This window comes from Solidesulfovibrio sp., assembly GCF_029978005.1.
GTDB lineage: Bacteria > Desulfobacterota > Desulfovibrionia > Desulfovibrionales > Desulfovibrionaceae > Solidesulfovibrio.
In genome coordinates this window covers 15,545-30,553 of the sequence record NZ_JARKOZ010000130.1, presented here as the reverse complement: position 1 = coordinate 30,553, position 15,009 = coordinate 15,545, and the positions used below count along the sequence as shown (strand labels likewise).

The 15,009-nt window shown below is 73.4% G+C and carries 13 protein-coding genes; 10 read left to right on the top strand and 3 right to left on the bottom strand.

All coding sequences use genetic code 11. The features are described 5' to 3' along the window. Positions 1-174 precede the first annotated feature (174 nt). Positions 175-948, bottom strand: a complete 774-nt coding sequence (locus tag Q1K70_RS14940; protein WP_300161133.1) for a helix-turn-helix transcriptional regulator — start codon at positions 946-948, stop codon at positions 175-177. Between the two features lie 130 nt (positions 949-1,078). Between Q1K70_RS14940 and Q1K70_RS14935 the strand changes: the two genes are divergently transcribed. Next, positions 1,079-2,137 (top strand): bile acid:sodium symporter family protein, encoded by a 1,059-nt coding sequence (locus tag Q1K70_RS14935; RefSeq protein ID WP_300161131.1) that lies wholly within the window; start codon positions 1,079-1,081, stop codon positions 2,135-2,137. 37 nt (positions 2,138-2,174) lie between these two features. Here Q1K70_RS14935 and Q1K70_RS14930 read toward each other — a convergent pair whose 3' ends face one another. Continuing rightward, positions 2,175-2,705: a LysM domain-containing protein gene (locus Q1K70_RS14930; RefSeq protein WP_300161129.1), complete on the bottom strand. Its 531-nt coding sequence runs from the start codon at positions 2,703-2,705 to the stop codon at positions 2,175-2,177. A 121-nt stretch (positions 2,706-2,826) separates the two neighbouring features. Here Q1K70_RS14930 and Q1K70_RS14925 point away from each other — a divergent pair, with 121 nt between their 5' ends. Beyond that, the gene (locus tag Q1K70_RS14925; protein WP_300161127.1) at positions 2,827-3,552 is read left to right on the top strand and encodes a tetratricopeptide repeat protein; all 726 of its coding nucleotides are present in this window, start codon (positions 2,827-2,829) and stop codon (positions 3,550-3,552) included. Positions 3,553-3,672: 120 nt separating this feature from the next. Here Q1K70_RS14925 and Q1K70_RS14920 read toward each other — a convergent pair whose 3' ends face one another. Then, positions 3,673-5,301, bottom strand: coding sequence for a HAMP domain-containing sensor histidine kinase (locus Q1K70_RS14920; RefSeq protein WP_300161125.1), 1,629 nt, complete (start codon positions 5,299-5,301; stop codon positions 3,673-3,675). 259 nt (positions 5,302-5,560) lie between these two features. Here Q1K70_RS14920 and Q1K70_RS14915 point away from each other — a divergent pair, with 259 nt between their 5' ends. From Q1K70_RS14915 to Q1K70_RS14880, 8 genes are all read left to right on the top strand, one after another. Then, positions 5,561-6,646, top strand: a complete 1,086-nt coding sequence (locus tag Q1K70_RS14915) for an FUSC family protein (RefSeq protein WP_300161123.1) — start codon at positions 5,561-5,563, stop codon at positions 6,644-6,646. Between the two features lie 100 nt (positions 6,647-6,746). Then, complete coding sequence (locus tag Q1K70_RS14910; RefSeq protein WP_300161121.1) at positions 6,747-7,667, top strand: DUF58 domain-containing protein; 921 nt, start codon at positions 6,747-6,749, stop codon at positions 7,665-7,667. Then, positions 7,660-8,127: a hypothetical protein gene (locus tag Q1K70_RS14905; protein WP_300161119.1), complete on the top strand. Its 468-nt coding sequence runs from the start codon at positions 7,660-7,662 to the stop codon at positions 8,125-8,127. Before Q1K70_RS14910 ends, Q1K70_RS14905 begins: the two co-directional genes overlap by 8 nt. Then, on the top strand, positions 8,121-9,110 hold the full coding sequence (locus tag Q1K70_RS14900) for a VWA domain-containing protein (RefSeq protein ID WP_300161117.1): 990 nt from the start codon (positions 8,121-8,123) through the stop codon (positions 9,108-9,110). Before Q1K70_RS14905 ends, Q1K70_RS14900 begins: the two co-directional genes overlap by 7 nt. Then, positions 9,107-10,882 (top strand): VWA domain-containing protein, encoded by a 1,776-nt coding sequence (locus Q1K70_RS14895; protein WP_300161115.1) that lies wholly within the window; start codon positions 9,107-9,109, stop codon positions 10,880-10,882. Before Q1K70_RS14900 ends, Q1K70_RS14895 begins: the two co-directional genes overlap by 4 nt. Further along, on the top strand, positions 10,879-12,366 hold the full coding sequence (locus Q1K70_RS14890) for a BatD family protein (RefSeq protein WP_300161113.1): 1,488 nt from the start codon (positions 10,879-10,881) through the stop codon (positions 12,364-12,366). Before Q1K70_RS14895 ends, Q1K70_RS14890 begins: the two co-directional genes overlap by 4 nt. Then, a complete protein-coding gene (locus Q1K70_RS14885) occupies positions 12,363-13,103 on the top strand; it encodes a hypothetical protein (RefSeq protein WP_300161111.1) in 741 nt (246 codons plus the stop codon). The genes Q1K70_RS14890 and Q1K70_RS14885 overlap by 4 nt, the downstream gene beginning before the upstream one ends. Before the next feature lie 99 nt (positions 13,104-13,202). Next, a complete protein-coding gene (locus tag Q1K70_RS14880; protein ID WP_300161135.1) occupies positions 13,203-15,005 on the top strand; it encodes a pilus assembly protein PilZ in 1,803 nt (600 codons plus the stop codon). The last annotated feature ends 4 nt before the right edge of the window (positions 15,006-15,009 follow it).

Here is a 15,009-nt window from a genome sequence, read left to right as displayed (position 1 = left end):
CCCCCCCCCCCCCCCCCCCCCCCCCCCCCCCCCCCCCCCCCCCCCCCCCCCCCCCCCCCCCCCCCCCCCCCCCCCCCCCCCCCCCCCCCCCCCCCCCCCCCCCCCCCCCCCCCCCGCCGGAGGCCTCTTCCTCTTCCTCTTCCTCTTTCTCTCCCCCTCTCCTCCTCTTCCACATCACCCCCCTCGCACGAACGCGCCGGGCGTGATGCCGAAGGCGTCGCGGAAGGCGGCGATGAAGGCCGAGGTCGAGTCGTAGCCGCATTCGATGGCTGTGGCCGTGACGTTTTTGCCGGCTTCGAGCAGCGACAGGGCGGTGAGCAGCCGCGATCGGCGTCGCCAGTTGCCGAAGGTCAGCCCGGTTTGGGCCAGGAAGAGTCGGCCGAGGGTTCGCTCGGTCATGCCGGCGGTCTTGGCGAAGTCCTTGGCGGTGCGGCTGTCGTCGGGCGTGTCGGTGAGCGTCTGGCAGACGGCGGCCAGGCGTGGGTCGCGGGGCCAGGGCAGGCTGTAGGCGGCCTCGGGCAGCGTGGCCAGCTGATCCAGGAGCACGGCTACGAGTCGGCCGGCCGGTCCGGCCTCGTCGTAGTCGGCGGGCAGGGCGGCCGCGGCCAGGATGAGTTCCCGGGCCAGGGGCGTGACGGACAGCACGAGGCAGCGGGGCGGGGAGAATGTGTCCTGGTCGGCGCGGATGTAGAGGCTGCGCATTTCGGCCCGGCCGGAGGCGGCGACCTGGTGGGGCATGCCGGGCGGCACCCATACGGCGCGTTGGGGCGGGGCCACGTGGCTGCCGGTTTCGGTGCGCACGAGCAGCACGCCGTCGCCGGCGAAGGAGAGCTGGCCGAAGGGGTGGCTGTGGGGGGGCGAGGTGGAGCCGGCGGCCAGGCTTTCGCTCCGCGGGAAGACCAGGCGGGGCAGTCCGTCGAGGGAGGGCAGGGTGCGCAGGATTTCCATGTCCATTTTTCGCTATATATTGTCAAGTTAGCGCGAGACGGAGGCGATGTCCATGCTTAGTACACTCCAGGCGCGGCATAGGGCGGCGCGTCGCAATTTCAGGCGGCCGGCGGGCCGGGGAGTGAAGGACATGGTGGGCAGGATTTTGCGCAAGATGGCCAAGGATTGGTTTCTGGCGGGCATGATCACGGCGGTGGCGTTGGCCACGCTTTTTCCGGAGTTCGGGTCCACGGGCGGGACCATGCATGCGGAGACGGTGTCGGACGCGGGCATTTTCGCGGTGTTCTTCCTGCACGGCCTGGCGCTGTCCACCCGCAGCCTCCGGGAGGGCATGTCGCGCTGGAAGCTGCATCTGCTCGTGCAGTCGCTGACCTTCGTGGCCTTTCCGCTGTTGTTCTTTCCTTTCCGGGCGGTCTTCGGCGGCATCGTGCCCGAGGGGCTGATGCTCGGCTTTCTGTATCTGTGCGCCCTGCCTTCGACCATCCAGTCGTCGGTGGCCATGACGGCCATCGGCAAGGGCAACGTGCCGGCGGCCATCTTCAACGCCACGCTGTCGAGCCTGCTCGGCATCGTGCTCACCCCGGCCATCGTGGGGCTGGTCATCGACATGCAGGGCGCGGGCGGCATGTCCTTCGGCAAGGCGGTGGTCAACATCGCCACCATGCTTTTCCTGCCCTTCGTGCTGGGGCAGCTTCTGCGACCGATCCTGGGCAACCTGGCCTCGCGCCACAAGAAGTTCATCAACGCCTTCGACAAGCTGGTGATCCTGATGCTGGTCTACGGCTCGTTTTGCGACTCGGTCAAATCCGGGCTGTGGACCAACAACGGCCTCGAGGTCATCGCCATGACCCTGGGCGGGGCGGCGATCTTTCTGGCCATGGCCCTTTACATCTCCTCGAAGGTGTCGCGCTGGATGGGATTCTCCATGGAGGACCGCATCACGGCGATCTTTTGCGGCTCGAAGAAGACGTTGGCCTCGGGCGTGCCCATGGCCAAGCTCCTTTTCGGCGCGCATCCGGCCCTGGGCATGATCGTGATGCCGATCATGTTCTACCATCAGCTCCAGCTCTTCGTGTGCTCGATCATGGCCGGCCGTTTCGCCGACCGGTTCAACAAGGTGGCGCAGGTCGAGGGCGAGGGGACGGCGGAGGGCGAACCGGCCCTGGCGGCGGTGCGCGTGCGCGGCTGATCCGGGACTTCCATAATAAAGGCGGGCGCGCTCCGGGTCACTGGAAATCGGTGGCCAGGGGCGCGCCCGTCGCGTTTTCTCCGGGGCGGGACACGGGCAGGGGCGGCGGGGCGCAGGCCGCTTCCCGGGGGATGGCCAGCACCCGGCCCACGGAGAGTTTTTTGGGGTCGATGCCAGGGTTGGCGCGGGCGAGGGTCTCCAGGGGGATGCCGAAGCGCTCGGCGATGGCCGCCGGGTGGTCGCCGGGCAGGACGATGTAGCGCACGTCGTCGGCTTCCTCGTCCGGGAGGAGGCCGGAAGCGGGCCGGTCGGCCTGCGGCCGCTGCGGCGCTGTCGCGGCCGGTGGCGGCGATTCGTCCGGCCGGGGCACCAGGATCACGTCGCCTACCTTGATGCGGCAGGGGTCGAGGCCTTTGTTGCGGGCCAGGATGGCGGCCACGGACACGCGGTAGGTCTTGGACAGCACGACCGGCGTGTCGCCGGGGCGGGCGACGTGGGCGACGTCCTCGGCCCGGGCCGCGCCGGCCGCCAGGGCGAGGACGAGGGGGAGCAGCGCGCGCCGGAACATGGCGATCCTCCGGTTTGCGGTGATTTACCGAATCCGTAGCAGCCCGGGGCCGGTTTGACAATCGGGACGGGCTTTGGGATAGCCTTGGCATCGCTTCGCGAAGTCAACCGGAGGTGAGGCCATGACCTTTCGCCGTCTTGCCGCGCCCGTGTCCCTGGCCGTTTTGCTCGTCGGCCTTTATGGCTGCGGCGCCTTGAAATTTTCCTCGTCCGAGCCCTCTGCGGGCGATTCCCTGACCGCGGGCAACGCCGCGTACGACCGCAAGGACTACGCCACGGCCTGCCGGGAATTGTCCAAGGTGGGGACCGGGGCCGGGGCCGAGACCCTGGCCCGGGCCGGGGACGCCTGTGTCCGGGACGGCCGGGAGAAGGCCGAGCGGGCCTTCACCACAGCCCTTTCCGCCAATGCCGGTTACGCGCCGGCCATGGAGGGCCTGGGACAGCTTTCGCTGGCCGACGGCAACGTCGGCCGGGCCAGGGACATGCTGGAGGCGGCGGCCAAGGCCGGAGGCAAGGACCCGCGCGCGGCCGTGGCCCTGGGCGACGCGCTGCTGCTTTCCGGCCAGTGCGACAAGGCCCTGGCGGCCTACCAGCAGGCCGTGACCCGCGATTCCGGCGGGGCGAGCCAGGCCCGGTCGCGCCTCGAGGCGGCGCGGATTCTGTGCGCCGCCCGGGGCAAGGCGGCGACGCCGGCCGCCGCGGGCGCTCCTGCCTCGTCGCGGCCCGAACGCTCCTCCGGTTCCGACCTGTCGCCGGCCGTTTCGGCCCCCGCCTCCCCGGGAAGCGGCCCCAAGGAGCCGGCCAAGCCCAAGGCCGCGCCGCGCACCATCGACCTCAACGACATTTGACGCGCCGCGCCGGCGCGCGCAAGCACGGTTTGCCGTCCCGATCACGATGGGACGGCAAGCCGCGCGATCCGGGCGTTCCAGGGCGGCCGGCCGCCCGGCGTGTCGCGGGGGACCGCCGCGTCAGGAAAGGAGGGGGTCGGGGCTGGGGCGCATGTCGGTGGGGGGCTCGGCGCCGCCGTCGCCGCCTGTCCAGACCGGCAGCTCCACCACGAAGGCGGTTCCGCGCGGGACCCGATCCTCGGCCCGGATGCTGCCGCCGTAGCGTTCGACGATGTGCTTGCAGATGGCCAGGCCCAGGCCCGTCCCACGGTTCTCGGCGTCGGTGGTGTCCCCCCGGCCGGCCTGGTGGAACTTGTCGAAGATGCGTTCCCGCTCTTCGGGCGGGATGCCGGGGCCGGTGTCGGACACGCGCAGTTCCAGCCGGCGGTGGGGCAGCTGCCTGGCCGAGAGGATGACCTCGCCCTCGCCGGTGTGGCGCACGGCGTTGGTGAGCAGGTTGACGAGCACCTGCATGAGCCGGTCCGGGTCCAGGCGCACGGGCGGCAGGCCGGGGGGCATGTCCACCACGAGGGCCATGGCCTGGTTCTGCTCGTACTCGCCGCCCACGGCGTCGATGGCCGCCCGGGCCACCTCGGACGGGTCGACGACCCGGTCGTTCCAGGCCAGCCGGCCGGATTCGATCTTGGACAGGTCCAGGAAGTCGTTGACCAGCCGCGTCAGGCGCGCGCCCTCGGCCTCGATGATGGCGAGGTTGTCGGCGATGCGGGCTCCCCGGCGGCGCAGGACGTCGCTGACCTCGGAAAACGGCATGAAGTCCTTGAGGAAGTCCCGGCGCGTCAACTTGGCGAAGCCGAGCACAGAGGTGAGCGGCGTGCGCAGATCGTGGGTGACCGTGGCCAGGAACCCGGATTTCAGGGCATCAAGCTCGCGCAGGCGTTCGTTGGCCTCGGCCAGGTCCTCGGCTTGGCGGGCCAGGGTGTCCGTGCGTTCGCCCACCCGGCGCTCGAGGTCGCGGTTGAGGACCTTGAGCCGCGAAAGTGCCATGTTGCGGTCGGTGATGTCGTAACAAAGGGTGAACAGCAGCGGTTCGCTGCCCGGCAGGTGCAGCATGCTGCTGGTCATGGAGAAGAACCGGCCGTCGAGGGGGCTTTGGATCTCCATGGCCACGCTCTGGCCGGCTTCCGCCAGTTCTCGGGGGCACCAGGGGCAGGGCGCGTCGCGGCCGTGCAGGACGAGGTGGCAGGGTTTCCCCACGGGGTCGCCGCCGGCCCGGCGGGCCACCGGCGCGTTGGCGAAGGCCACCCGGAGCCTGGGGTCGCAGGCCACGATGAAGCCCGGAAAACCGGCCACGAAGGCGTCGCGCCAGGCCTCGGCCCGGCAGGCCGTCCTGTCCCGGGCGTCGCGCTCGGCCAGGAGGTCGAGCACGGCGGCGACGCCCCGGGCGTCGAGGCCGGCAAGCAGGCGCAGGGTTTCGCCCTCGGGCGGCTCGGGCGGGGCGAAGTCCGCCCTGGCCAGGAAGACCGCATGCAGGGGCCGCCCGCGCCAGCGGTCCAGAAGCCGCGCGCAGGTTTCGGGCGTCGAATCGAAAAGGGGCACCACCGCCACGTCGGGCAGGGCGTCGCAGGAAAGCTCCAGAGCGGTCAGCGGGGAAAACGCGCCGGTGCGCCGGCCGGGCGCGGCCAGGCCGGCGGCCAGGAGGCGGGCGTCGCGGTCCGGAGCGCCGCAGACAAGCAGGCGGCCGCCGGTCACGCGTGGCTCCGATGGGCCGGGCATGGACGGAATCCGGAAGACGCTTGCGGCGCGCGGCTGCCGACGATGCGTCCTCGCATGTGCTGCATGGCGGACGTCTCCATGCGGGCAAGGCAATCCCGAAATGGGATTGTCTTGAAGTTCGGCATATTTTAGCACAGGCCCGCGCCGGGCACAACACGCCGGGCGCACCCCCGGCCGGGGACTTCCCAAGCCGGGGCGACAAGGATACACAGCCCGCTTCCGAAAAGGAGGAGGCGTGACAGCGAAGAAGTGGAAGGAAGGCGCGAAACGGCTCCTGCGCCGGCTGGGGCTGCGCCACGCCCTGCGCACGGCGGCGGCGGCCGTGGCCACCTACATCCTGGTCACGGCCCTGGCCCTGCCCCAGGGCTACTGGGCCGTGGTCACGGCCGTCATCGTCATGCAGGCCAACCTCGGCGGTTCCCTGTGGGCCTCCTGGACGCGCCTGGCCGGCACCGCCCTGGGGGCCGTGGCCGGCGGCGTGGCCGCCCACCTGGGCGGCCAGTCCTACCTGGCCGTGGGCCTGGCCGTTTTCGTCACCCTGGCCGTGTGCACGGGCATTTCCAAGCTGCGCGAGAGCTCGCGGGTGGCCGGCATCACCGCCGTCATCGTCATCCTGGGCGGCCATCCCGGCACTTCGGCCCTGACCATGGGCGTGGACCGGTTTTTCGAAATTTCCATCGGCATCGTCACCGCCCTGGCCGTCTCGGCCCTGGTGCTGCCCTCCCGGGCCAGCCGGGCCATGGAGCACGGCCTGGCCGCCATCTTCGAGGACGCGGCCGCCTATTTCGCCCTGGTGGTCGAGGGCCGGCTCCACGACGACTACGTGGAGCGGCAGGTGTTCGCCCTGAAGGACCGCATCCTGCGCACCCTGGCCCGCTGCCGGGAGCTGCGCCGGGAATCCGTCATCGAGGGCCGGGGCGGCGACGAGGGCGCGTTGCGCTCCATGCTGCTCTATCGGGGCGAGCGGCTCTTCGAGCACATCCTGGCCATGGACCACGTGGCCGCCGAATGGCGTGGCCAGGGGCTGCACCGCCACCTGCCCGAGGAACTGACGGGCCTGGAAGGGGCCGTGGCCGAAATCCTGCGCGCCTTGGCCGTCCACCTGCGCCGCCAGGGCCCCCTGCCCGCACTGGAGCCCCTGACCGCCGCCGTGGCCGTGGCCCGGGCGAAACTGACGGCCATGCGCCGCGAGCGCGCCCCGGCCGCCTACGACCTGAGCGAAGTCATGCACTTTTTCAGCTTCATGCACGGCATGCTCTCCTGCTCCTCCGACGCCGCCGAGATCGTCCGGCGCATCCGCGCCTACGAGGAGGAGGGCTAGCCCTCCCACGGGCGCAAGAGGCCGCGCATTGCCCCCGCGCCCCGGCGTTGCTACCTTCGGGGCGGTCGCCGGCCGGGCCGGTGGGGAGGCGAGAAACCGCATGCAGGCTTGGCAACTGCTGGCCGCCGCGCGCCGCGTGCGCCTGGGCGGCGATTTCGCGGCCCGGGACGGCCTGGCCGGCGGCTATCGCTCGGCCTATCGCGGCACGGGCCTCGAATACGAGGAATCCCGCGAATACGTTCCCGGCGACGACGTGGCGGCCATGGACTGGAAGGTCACGGCCAGGCTCGGCCGGCCGTACGTCAAACGCTTCCGCGAGGAACGCAGCCGCACCGTGATGCTGGCCGTGGACGTGAGCCCCTCCATGGGCGTGTCCCGGCCGGGCGGCGGCGACGCCGCCTTCTGCGCCGCCCTGGCCGCGGTGGTCCTGGCCGTGAGCGCCGCCCACAGCCGCGACCGGGTGGGGCTGGTGCTTTTTTCCGACCGCGTCGAGGCCTTTCTGCCTCCGGGCAAGGGACCCGGCCAGGCCGAGGCCGTGGCCGCCGCCCTGGCCGGGGCGCGCCCAGCCGGCCAGGGCACGGACCCCGGACCGGCTTTCGCCCTGGTCGCGGCCACGCTTTCCCACCGCTGCCTGGTCTTCGTCTTCTCCGACTTCGCCCGGGCCGATTTCGTGACCCCCCTCGGCCGGCTGGCGGCGCGCCACGAGGTCGCGGCCGGACTGGTGGGCTGGGGCCAGGGCGCGCCCCTGCCGACCCGCGGCATGGTGGAGTACGTCGAGGCCGAGACCGGCCGGCGGGCCGTGTGCGATTTCGCCGATCCGGCGGCGCGGGCCCGTTTCGCCGCCGCCCGCGAGGAAGGCCGCTGCAGGATAGAAGCCGGCCTTCGCGCCGCCGGGGTGGGCCTCGTGCCCCTCGACCCGGCCGGACATCCCGCCCTGGCCCTGGACGCCTATTTCCGCGCCCGCCGCCGGCCGGGACGCGCCATGCCGCCCGCCCGCGCGGCCGGAGCCGGCCATGGATGACATTCGCGACATCAAGGCCCCGGTCCCCTTGCCGACCGGCGCGGGCCGCGACGGGCTGCTCGCCGGCCTGGGTTTGGCCGTGCTCGCGGGACTCGCCGTGTGGCGCTGGCGGCGGATGCGCCAAAGCCCGGCCAGGCGGGAACTGGCCTCCCTGCGCCGGGAGCTGGCCGACCTCGAGGCCGCCTCGACGGGATTGGCCGACAGGGACTATTATTTCCGCCTGTCCGGCCTGGCCCGCCGCGTCCTGGCCCTGCGCCTGGGCCTGGCCGCCGTGGCCATGACCCCGGCCGAGCTTGGGCCATATCTCGCCGCCCTGCCCGACGAGGAGCGCGCCGACGCCGAGGCGCTCCTGGCCCGGGCCGAGGCCGCCTGCTTCGCCGGTCGGCCCGTTTCCGCCGCCCTGCGCCGCGCAGACGGCCAAACCGCCGCCAGACTGGCCGCCCGCGCCCGATTATGCTGACCCTGGCCCATCCCGCCGCCCTGCTCCTTGCGCTGCTCGTGCCCCTGGCCCTTGGGGTGCGGCGGCTGACCCGCCCTCCGGGCCTGGCCGTGGCCGACCTCGGGCCGGCGCTGGCCGCCGGCGGGCCGTCCCTTTTTTCGCGCCTGCCCATGGCCTGCCGCCTGCTGGGGCTGGCCTGTCTGGCTCTGGCCGTGGCCGGGCCGGGACTTCGCCGGGAGACCACGTCCTACGCCGGCCGGGGCCTGGACATCATGCTGGCCGTGGATCTCTCCGAATCCATGGCCGCCATGGACATGGCCGCCGGCGACCGCACGGTCACGCGTCTGGAGGCCGTGGCCCGGGCGGCCGAGGCCTTCGCCGCCGCCCGCCCCGGCGACCGTGTGGGCCTCGTGGCCTTCGGCAGCCGGGCCTACGTCGTCATGCCGCCAAGCGCCGACCGGGCCGCCCTGTCCCGGGCGCTGGCGAGCCTTGCCGTGGGCGCGGCCGGCCGGCGCACGGCCATGGGCGACGCCGTTGCCCTGGCGGTCAAGCGCCTGGAGGGCGCGTCCGGGCTGGCCAAAATCGTGGTCGTCTTCGGCGACGGCCGCTCCAACGCCGGAGAGCTGCGCCCGGAGACCGCCGCCCTGGCCGCCGCCGACCGGGGCGTGCGGATTTTCGCCGTGGGCGTGGGCGGCGACGGGCCGGCTCCGTTTCTGGTCAACCATCCCCTGCTCGGCCAGCAGATCGTGCGCGAGGACGCGCCCGTGGACACGGCCGCCCTGGGCGTCCTGGCCCAGGGCACGGGCGGGGAGCTTTTCCGGGCCGAGGACGCCGAGGCCCTGTCCCGGGCCGTGGCGGCCGTGTCCGAGCGGGCCAAAACCGACATGGTTCCGCTGCCGGGCCGCGACGACGTGGATTTTTCGCCCCTGGCCGTGGCCGTGGCCGTCTGCCTGCTGCTGGCCTGGGCGGCCCTTGGCCCGGCGCGCTCGCCGAGGTGGCCATGAACTTTTCCCGCCCGGAATTCCTGCTTCTGGCCGCCGCGCTTCCCTTGGCCGCCTTGTGCCTGCTGCTGGCCGGCCGGGCCCGGCGCGCCCTGGCCGCCGCCCTGGGCGCGCCGACGGGTCGGGGCGGGCGGCGCGTGAAAAACGGCCTCTTTCTCCTGGGGCTTGCGCTGCTCGTACTCGGCGCGGCCGGCCCGCGCTTCGGCAACGCCCCCGCGTCGGCCTCCGTCGCCCCGGTCATGGGCAGGGCCGCCCTGGTCGTGGCCGTGGACTGTTCGCGCAGCATGCTGGCCCGCGACCTCGCCCCGGACCGGCTCGGCGCGGCCAAGGCCGCGGCCCTTGCCGTCCTGTCGCAGCTTTCCGACGTGCCGGCCGCCCTGGTGGGGTTCGCCGGCCGGGCCTGGCTGGCCTGCCCGGCCACGGCCGACCGGGCAGGATTGGCGGGGTTCCTGGATGCCCTGTCCCCGGACGCCGCGCCGCTGGGCGGCACCTCCGTCGCCGCCGCGCTCGAGGCCTCGCGCCTGGCCCTGGCCGGGGCCGAAGTCGGGGCGGTGCTCCTTCTCTCCGACGGCGAGGAGACCCTTTCCGCCCGCGACGCCAGGGCGGCGACGGCCGGCGGGCCGCCCGTCTTCACCGTGGCCGTGGGCGGCCCCACACCCGTGCCGGTCATGCTCGGCCGGGGCGAGGCGTTGCGCCTGTCCTCGGGCGCGCCGGTCCTGGTCGGGGTCGATGCGCCGTCGCTTGCGGCCGTGGCCGAGCAGTCCGGCGGCCGGGCCTTTCGCCTGTCCCCGGACGCGCCGGATCCGGCCCCGGCCATCGCCGCCGCCCTGCGCGAGCGTTTTCCCCGCGGCGGGGGAGGGGAGCCAGGCCCGCCTTCCCCGGACCGCTCCGGGCTCTTCTATCTGGCCGGCCTGCTCCTGCTCCTCGGCGACCTGGCCCTGCCTGCCGGGCGCAAACTCCCCGGAGTGCTTTTGGTGACGTCTTGCCTGCTCCTTCCCGGACGGGCCACGGCCTGGCCCGGAGCCGCGCCGGACCTGGCCGAGGCTGCCAGGCAGGCCTCGGCCGGGCTCGAGGCCTTTGCCGCCGGCCGCGACGCCGAGGCCTTGCAGGCGTTCCTGCGCGCCCGGGTCCAGTCCCCGGACAGCCCGGAACTGCTCTTCGACCTGGGCGCGGCCAGCTATCGGCTGGGCCGCTTCGGGCGCGCCCGGGAGCTCTTCGCCCGGGCGGCCGCCGAGGCGGGCGCGTCCGCCTTGCGGGCGAAAGCCCTCTACAACCAGGGCAACGCCGCCTACCGCGAGGGCGACGCCGAGGCGGCCCTGGCCCTGTACGAGGCCGCCCTGGCCATCGATCCGAACGACGCCGACGCCCGGGCCAACCACGACTGGCTGCGGCAGCGGCCAAAGGCCGAAGCGCCCCGGGAGGAAGGGGACAAGCCCGGCGACAGGCCGGGCGAGACGCCAAAGCCCGATGCCGGCGGCCAGGGCGGGAAGGAAGGCGAAGGCCGGGCTCCCGCGCCCCAAGGCCGCGACGACGGCTCCGGCCGCGAACGGGAGGACGAGGACCGCCCCGCGCCGGCCGCCGGCGACCCGGACCGGCCCGGTCCCGGCCGGGCGGCCGTGCCCCTGGCCTCGCCCCAGGGTCGGGAGAAGTCCGGGGAGAAGCAGGCCGTCGCGCCGGGCGGCGCGGACGACCCCATCCTGTCGCGGGTGCCGGACCTGTCCGGCCTGCCCCAGGCCCCGGGCTACGGCCGGCCGAGCGTGGAGAAGGACTGGTGAGGCGGCTTAGTGCCTTTGCCCTGGCCTTGGCGGTCCTCGTCCCGGCGCTGGCCCGGGCCGGCGAGCCGCGCGCCGCAGCCGTGGTCGAGCCCGCCGAGGGCGTGGCCGGCCGGGGGCTCACCCTTCGCGTGACCATCACCGGCAACGACGCGGCGGTCATCGACGTCCCGGACATGCCGGACTGGACCGTGATCCCGCGCGGCCGCTCCGTGGGCGTTCGCGGCGAGGACGGCGAACCCGTGGCCGCCTACCGTTTCGAGATCGTGCCCCGCCGTTCCGGCACGCTCTCCGTGCCGGCCCTGACCGTGGAAACCGGCGGGGCGCGCCTCACGACGTCGCCGCTGACCGTGGCCGTGCGCCCGAGCCCCGCCCCGCCCAGGGCCCTGGCCGGCCGCGACGTGTTCCTCGACGCCGCCGTGTCCCGGGACGCGCCTTACGTGGGCGAGGCCTTCGTCTACACGGCGCGCCTCTATCGGGCCGTGCCGGCCGCCGCCGTGACCCTGGAGCCGCCGGCCTTCGCCGGCTGCGTCGTCGATCCCCTGCCCGGCCAGCGCGACGGCGAGGTCCGCGACGGCGGCAGGGCCTACGCCACGGCCGAGGTGGACTACCTGGTCACGCCCCTTCGCGCCGGGAGCCTGCGCCTGGGGCTGCCCACGGCGAAGCTTCGCGGCCTGGGCAAGGCCCCGGGCGAGACCGTGGTGTCCGGCCCGGAACTGACCGTGGGCGTGCGCCCCTTGCCGGCCTATGCCGGCACGGTCCCCTTCACGGGCCTGGTCGGGCGCATGGCCCTGGATGCGCGCCTGCTCGCCGATGCGCGCGGCGAAGCGGTCTACGAGCTGACCCTCACCGGCCGGGGCAACCTGGAGGCGGCTGCGCCGCCGACCCTGGCCGCGCCGCCGGGCCTTGCCGTACGGTCCCTGCCCACGGAAGGGGAGGTCGCCCCCACGCCCCAGGGCTACGAGGGCCGGCGCGTCTTCCGCTACGCCCTGGCGGCCCGGGAAGCGGGCGAATTCACGCTTCCCGCCGTGCGCCTGGCGGTCTTCGATCCCGTGGCCGGGGCCTACGGCGTGATCGAGGCCCCGGCCCGGTCCTTTGCGGCCGCGCCCGAGCCTCCTCCCGGGCCTGTCGCGCCGCCCCTTGGCCCGCCGCCCGTCGCGACCGCGCTTGGATCCCTGACGGAATCCTGGGCCGGCCGGGCGCTTCTGGCCCTTTTGCCTCCGGCGCTCTGGGCGCTCGCCTTGCTGCCGCGTCGCCGGTCGCGGCCGGCCGGGGAGGGCGGGCGGCCCGGCCCGTCCGCCGTGGCCGAGGCCCTGCGCCGGGCTCTGGACCGGGCGACGGACGCGTCCCGGGAACCGTGGCCCGAGGTCCGCGATCTCCTGGCCCGGCTGGACAGGCTCCTCTATTCCGGCGAGGCGGCCGACGCCGCCGCTCTGGCCGCCGCCCGCGACCGGGGGCTGGCGCTTTTGCGGAGGCTTGGGCCATGAGGCGATTTCTGGCGGTCCTGTGCCTTTCCTTCGGGATCTTCGCGGCTCTGCCTCCCGGCCGGGCGGCGGCGCTGGAGGCCGACCCGGTCGCCGCCGCTCGGCGGGCCTACGCCTCGGGCGATTTCGCCGGCGCGGCCAGGGCCTTCGAGGAAACGGCCGCGACCCGGCCGGCCCTGGCCACGGTCGGGCTTTGCCTGGACGCGGCCACGGCGGCCCGGCTCGCCGGCGAGCCGGGTCGGGCCGCCTGGTGGCTATGCCGGGCGGTCCTGCGCGCGCCCGGCGACGCCGGGGCGCGAAAGGCCCTGGCCGCCGCCGGTTTGGACGCGGGCGCGCTTTTTTCCGGGCCCTGGACGCCCCTGGGCTGGCTGCCGGCGCGCTGGTGGTGGGACGCGGCCCTGGCCGCCAACGCCGTCTTCTGGCTGGCCCTGGCCCTGGGGCGGCGGCGCGCCCGGCCCGTGCCGCGCCGGCCGGCCGCCTGGGCCGGGGGCTTCGTCCTTTGTCTGTGGCTGGCGGCGGGGTATGCCTCCCTGGTCCCCCTGGCCCGGCCCCGGGGCGTGACCCTGGCGGCCGTGGAGGCGGCCAGCGCCCCGGAGGCCGGGGCCGAGGCCGTGGGCCGCTTCGCCCCGGGTTCCCTCGTTGCCCTCGGCCCACGGCGCGCCGGTCGTCTGCTGGTCGTCGGCCCGGACGGCCTCGCCGGCTGGGTCCCCCGTGACGCGGTCGCCACAATGGTTCCGTAGAGTCCGTGGCCTGTCCCAACGGGCCTTGCGAAAAAGAGGCAATATGCTATCGCGGAGCCGTTCCCACCCACCTTCTCTTTCAGGACGGGTCGTTTGGTCATGAAAGATGTCCTGGCTCCCCTGGTGCGCACGAGTCTCGACCTGCATTTCGGCCGACTCGCGCCGCTCGCCTCGGAAACCGCCGAAAGGCCGGCTCTGGTCAAGGCGGCCGCGAGCCTGCTGCGCCACGTTTCCGAGAACCTGCTGCGCCAGGCGCCAAACGGCGAAACCGATCCCACCGTGCTGCGCCACGCCCTGGCCCGCGAGGCCGCCTTGCCCGCCTGGCTCGTCAACAAGGGCCTGGTGGCCTGCGAAAACGACCAGGCGGGCCTGGAGTCGGCCATCCACGGAGTGCTGCGCAACGGCTTCCACCGCCGCCGCTTTTTCGACTACGTCAGCGGCGAGCTTTTCCATTCCTGCTGGCGCTGGACGCCCGAGAAGCAGCGGGGCGACTGGATTGTGCGCCGGGTGGCCGACGCCAGGGAGAACGCCTACTGCATCGAGCTCAACACCTACGACTACGTGCTCAAGTTCGACGGGGCCATGTTCGCCAAGTCCCTGGAGGAGCCGGCCGTCTTCAACTGGTACGTCCGTTCCCTGGGCTCGGTGGCGCTGTTGCCCCTGGTGTCCAAGTCCCTGTTCGAGTTCACCGCCCGCCTCATCGAGACGCGCTACAAGACGCCTTTCGTGGCAACGCTTTTCCGCAACCTGTTCACCGCCGCCGGCCAGGCCAAGCCCATCGACCGCTACGGGGTGCTGGTCGTGGGCGACATTCCCAAGGCCTTGGCCCTGCGCGACTTCTTCGACGCCGCCCAGGCCGCCTCGCCCGTGGGCCTGCCCGAGGACATCGGCGTGCTGGAGCTTTTCAGCCGCCTGGTGGGGCAGTTCGACAATCCGAGCGCCCGCCGCTATCCCGAGGCCCGGTTCCGGGTCAGCGGCGAGCCGCCCCAGTCCCTGGCCAACAAGATCGGGGCCATGTTCTGGCTGCGCCGCACCCTGGACGCGGCCAAGGCCATCCAGGAGAAAAAGGCCGCCCCCACCCGGGGCCTGCGCGTGGAGGAGCGCACGGTCCTGGACGAGGCCCTCAAGCAGAAGAGCATCCTTTATTTCCGCCTCTTCGACGACCCCAACGACACGGCCATCAATCCCTGCCATCTGCGCGCCGTGCAGGAAGACGCCATGGTCGTGCAGTCCCCGCGCGGCAACCGTCTCAACGAAGCCAGCGCCGGCCAGGAGGTCCACGGCTACTTTTCCATCACCGGCCCCAACCGCAAGTCCACCTATCTGGATTTCCGCTCCAACGTCCTGTCCGCGGAAGCGGCCGACCCGGCCTATTCCCTGGTGGAGCTTTCCCTGCCGGCCGCCTTCGAGCTCACCCGGCGCACCCACAAGCGCCTGTCCCTGACCCCGGACCAGATCGCCGGCTTCGAGCTGGCCGCGCCGACCCTCGGCGCGGACTGGACGCAGTTCGGCTCCATGGAGAAGTGGCCGTCCCCGTTTTGCATCATCCCCGATCGCGCCGGCCACTGCGGCATCAAGGACCTTTCCGCCGGCGGGCTCATGCTGGAGATCCACCAGGACGCGCCGGCCCACGACTATTTCACCGAGCGCAACAAGGTGTACCCGCTGCTCGGCTTCCTGCACCTGATCGGCCGGGCCAACATGCCGGAGCTCAAGCTCGGGTTGCGGCTCGAGGTCAAGCGCATCCGGGACTTCCCGCCGCTGCGCAAGAAGTACGTGGGGTTCCAGTTCGCCGAGGCCGGCGAGGTGCGCCAGGACCGGCTCGTGCGTTTCGCCCCGGTGGGCAAGGAAGGGTTCTTTCTCGTCAACGACTGGATCTTCCGCAATTCCATCGGGCGCTGACTTC

Coding starts and splice junctions, on each gene's coding strand:
- Q1K70_RS14925 (WP_300161127.1), top strand. CDS start 2,827: ATGACCTTTCGCCGTCTTGCCGCGCCCGTGTCCCTGGCCGTTTTGCTC.
- Q1K70_RS14880 (WP_300161135.1), top strand. CDS start 13,203: ATGAAAGATGTCCTGGCTCCCCTGGTGCGCACGAGTCTCGACCTGCAT.
- Q1K70_RS14900 (WP_300161117.1), top strand. CDS start 8,121: ATGCTGACCCTGGCCCATCCCGCCGCCCTGCTCCTTGCGCTGCTCGTG.
- Q1K70_RS14940 (WP_300161133.1), bottom strand. CDS start 948: ATGGAAATCCTGCGCACCCTGCCCTCCCTCGACGGACTGCCCCGCCTG.
- Q1K70_RS14885 (WP_300161111.1), top strand. CDS start 12,363: ATGAGGCGATTTCTGGCGGTCCTGTGCCTTTCCTTCGGGATCTTCGCG.
- Q1K70_RS14930 (WP_300161129.1), bottom strand. CDS start 2,705: ATGTTCCGGCGCGCGCTGCTCCCCCTCGTCCTCGCCCTGGCGGCCGGC.
- Q1K70_RS14905 (WP_300161119.1), top strand. CDS start 7,660: ATGGATGACATTCGCGACATCAAGGCCCCGGTCCCCTTGCCGACCGGC.
- Q1K70_RS14910 (WP_300161121.1), top strand. CDS start 6,747: ATGCAGGCTTGGCAACTGCTGGCCGCCGCGCGCCGCGTGCGCCTGGGC.
- Q1K70_RS14935 (WP_300161131.1), top strand. CDS start 1,079: ATGGTGGGCAGGATTTTGCGCAAGATGGCCAAGGATTGGTTTCTGGCG.
- Q1K70_RS14895 (WP_300161115.1), top strand. CDS start 9,107: ATGAACTTTTCCCGCCCGGAATTCCTGCTTCTGGCCGCCGCGCTTCCC.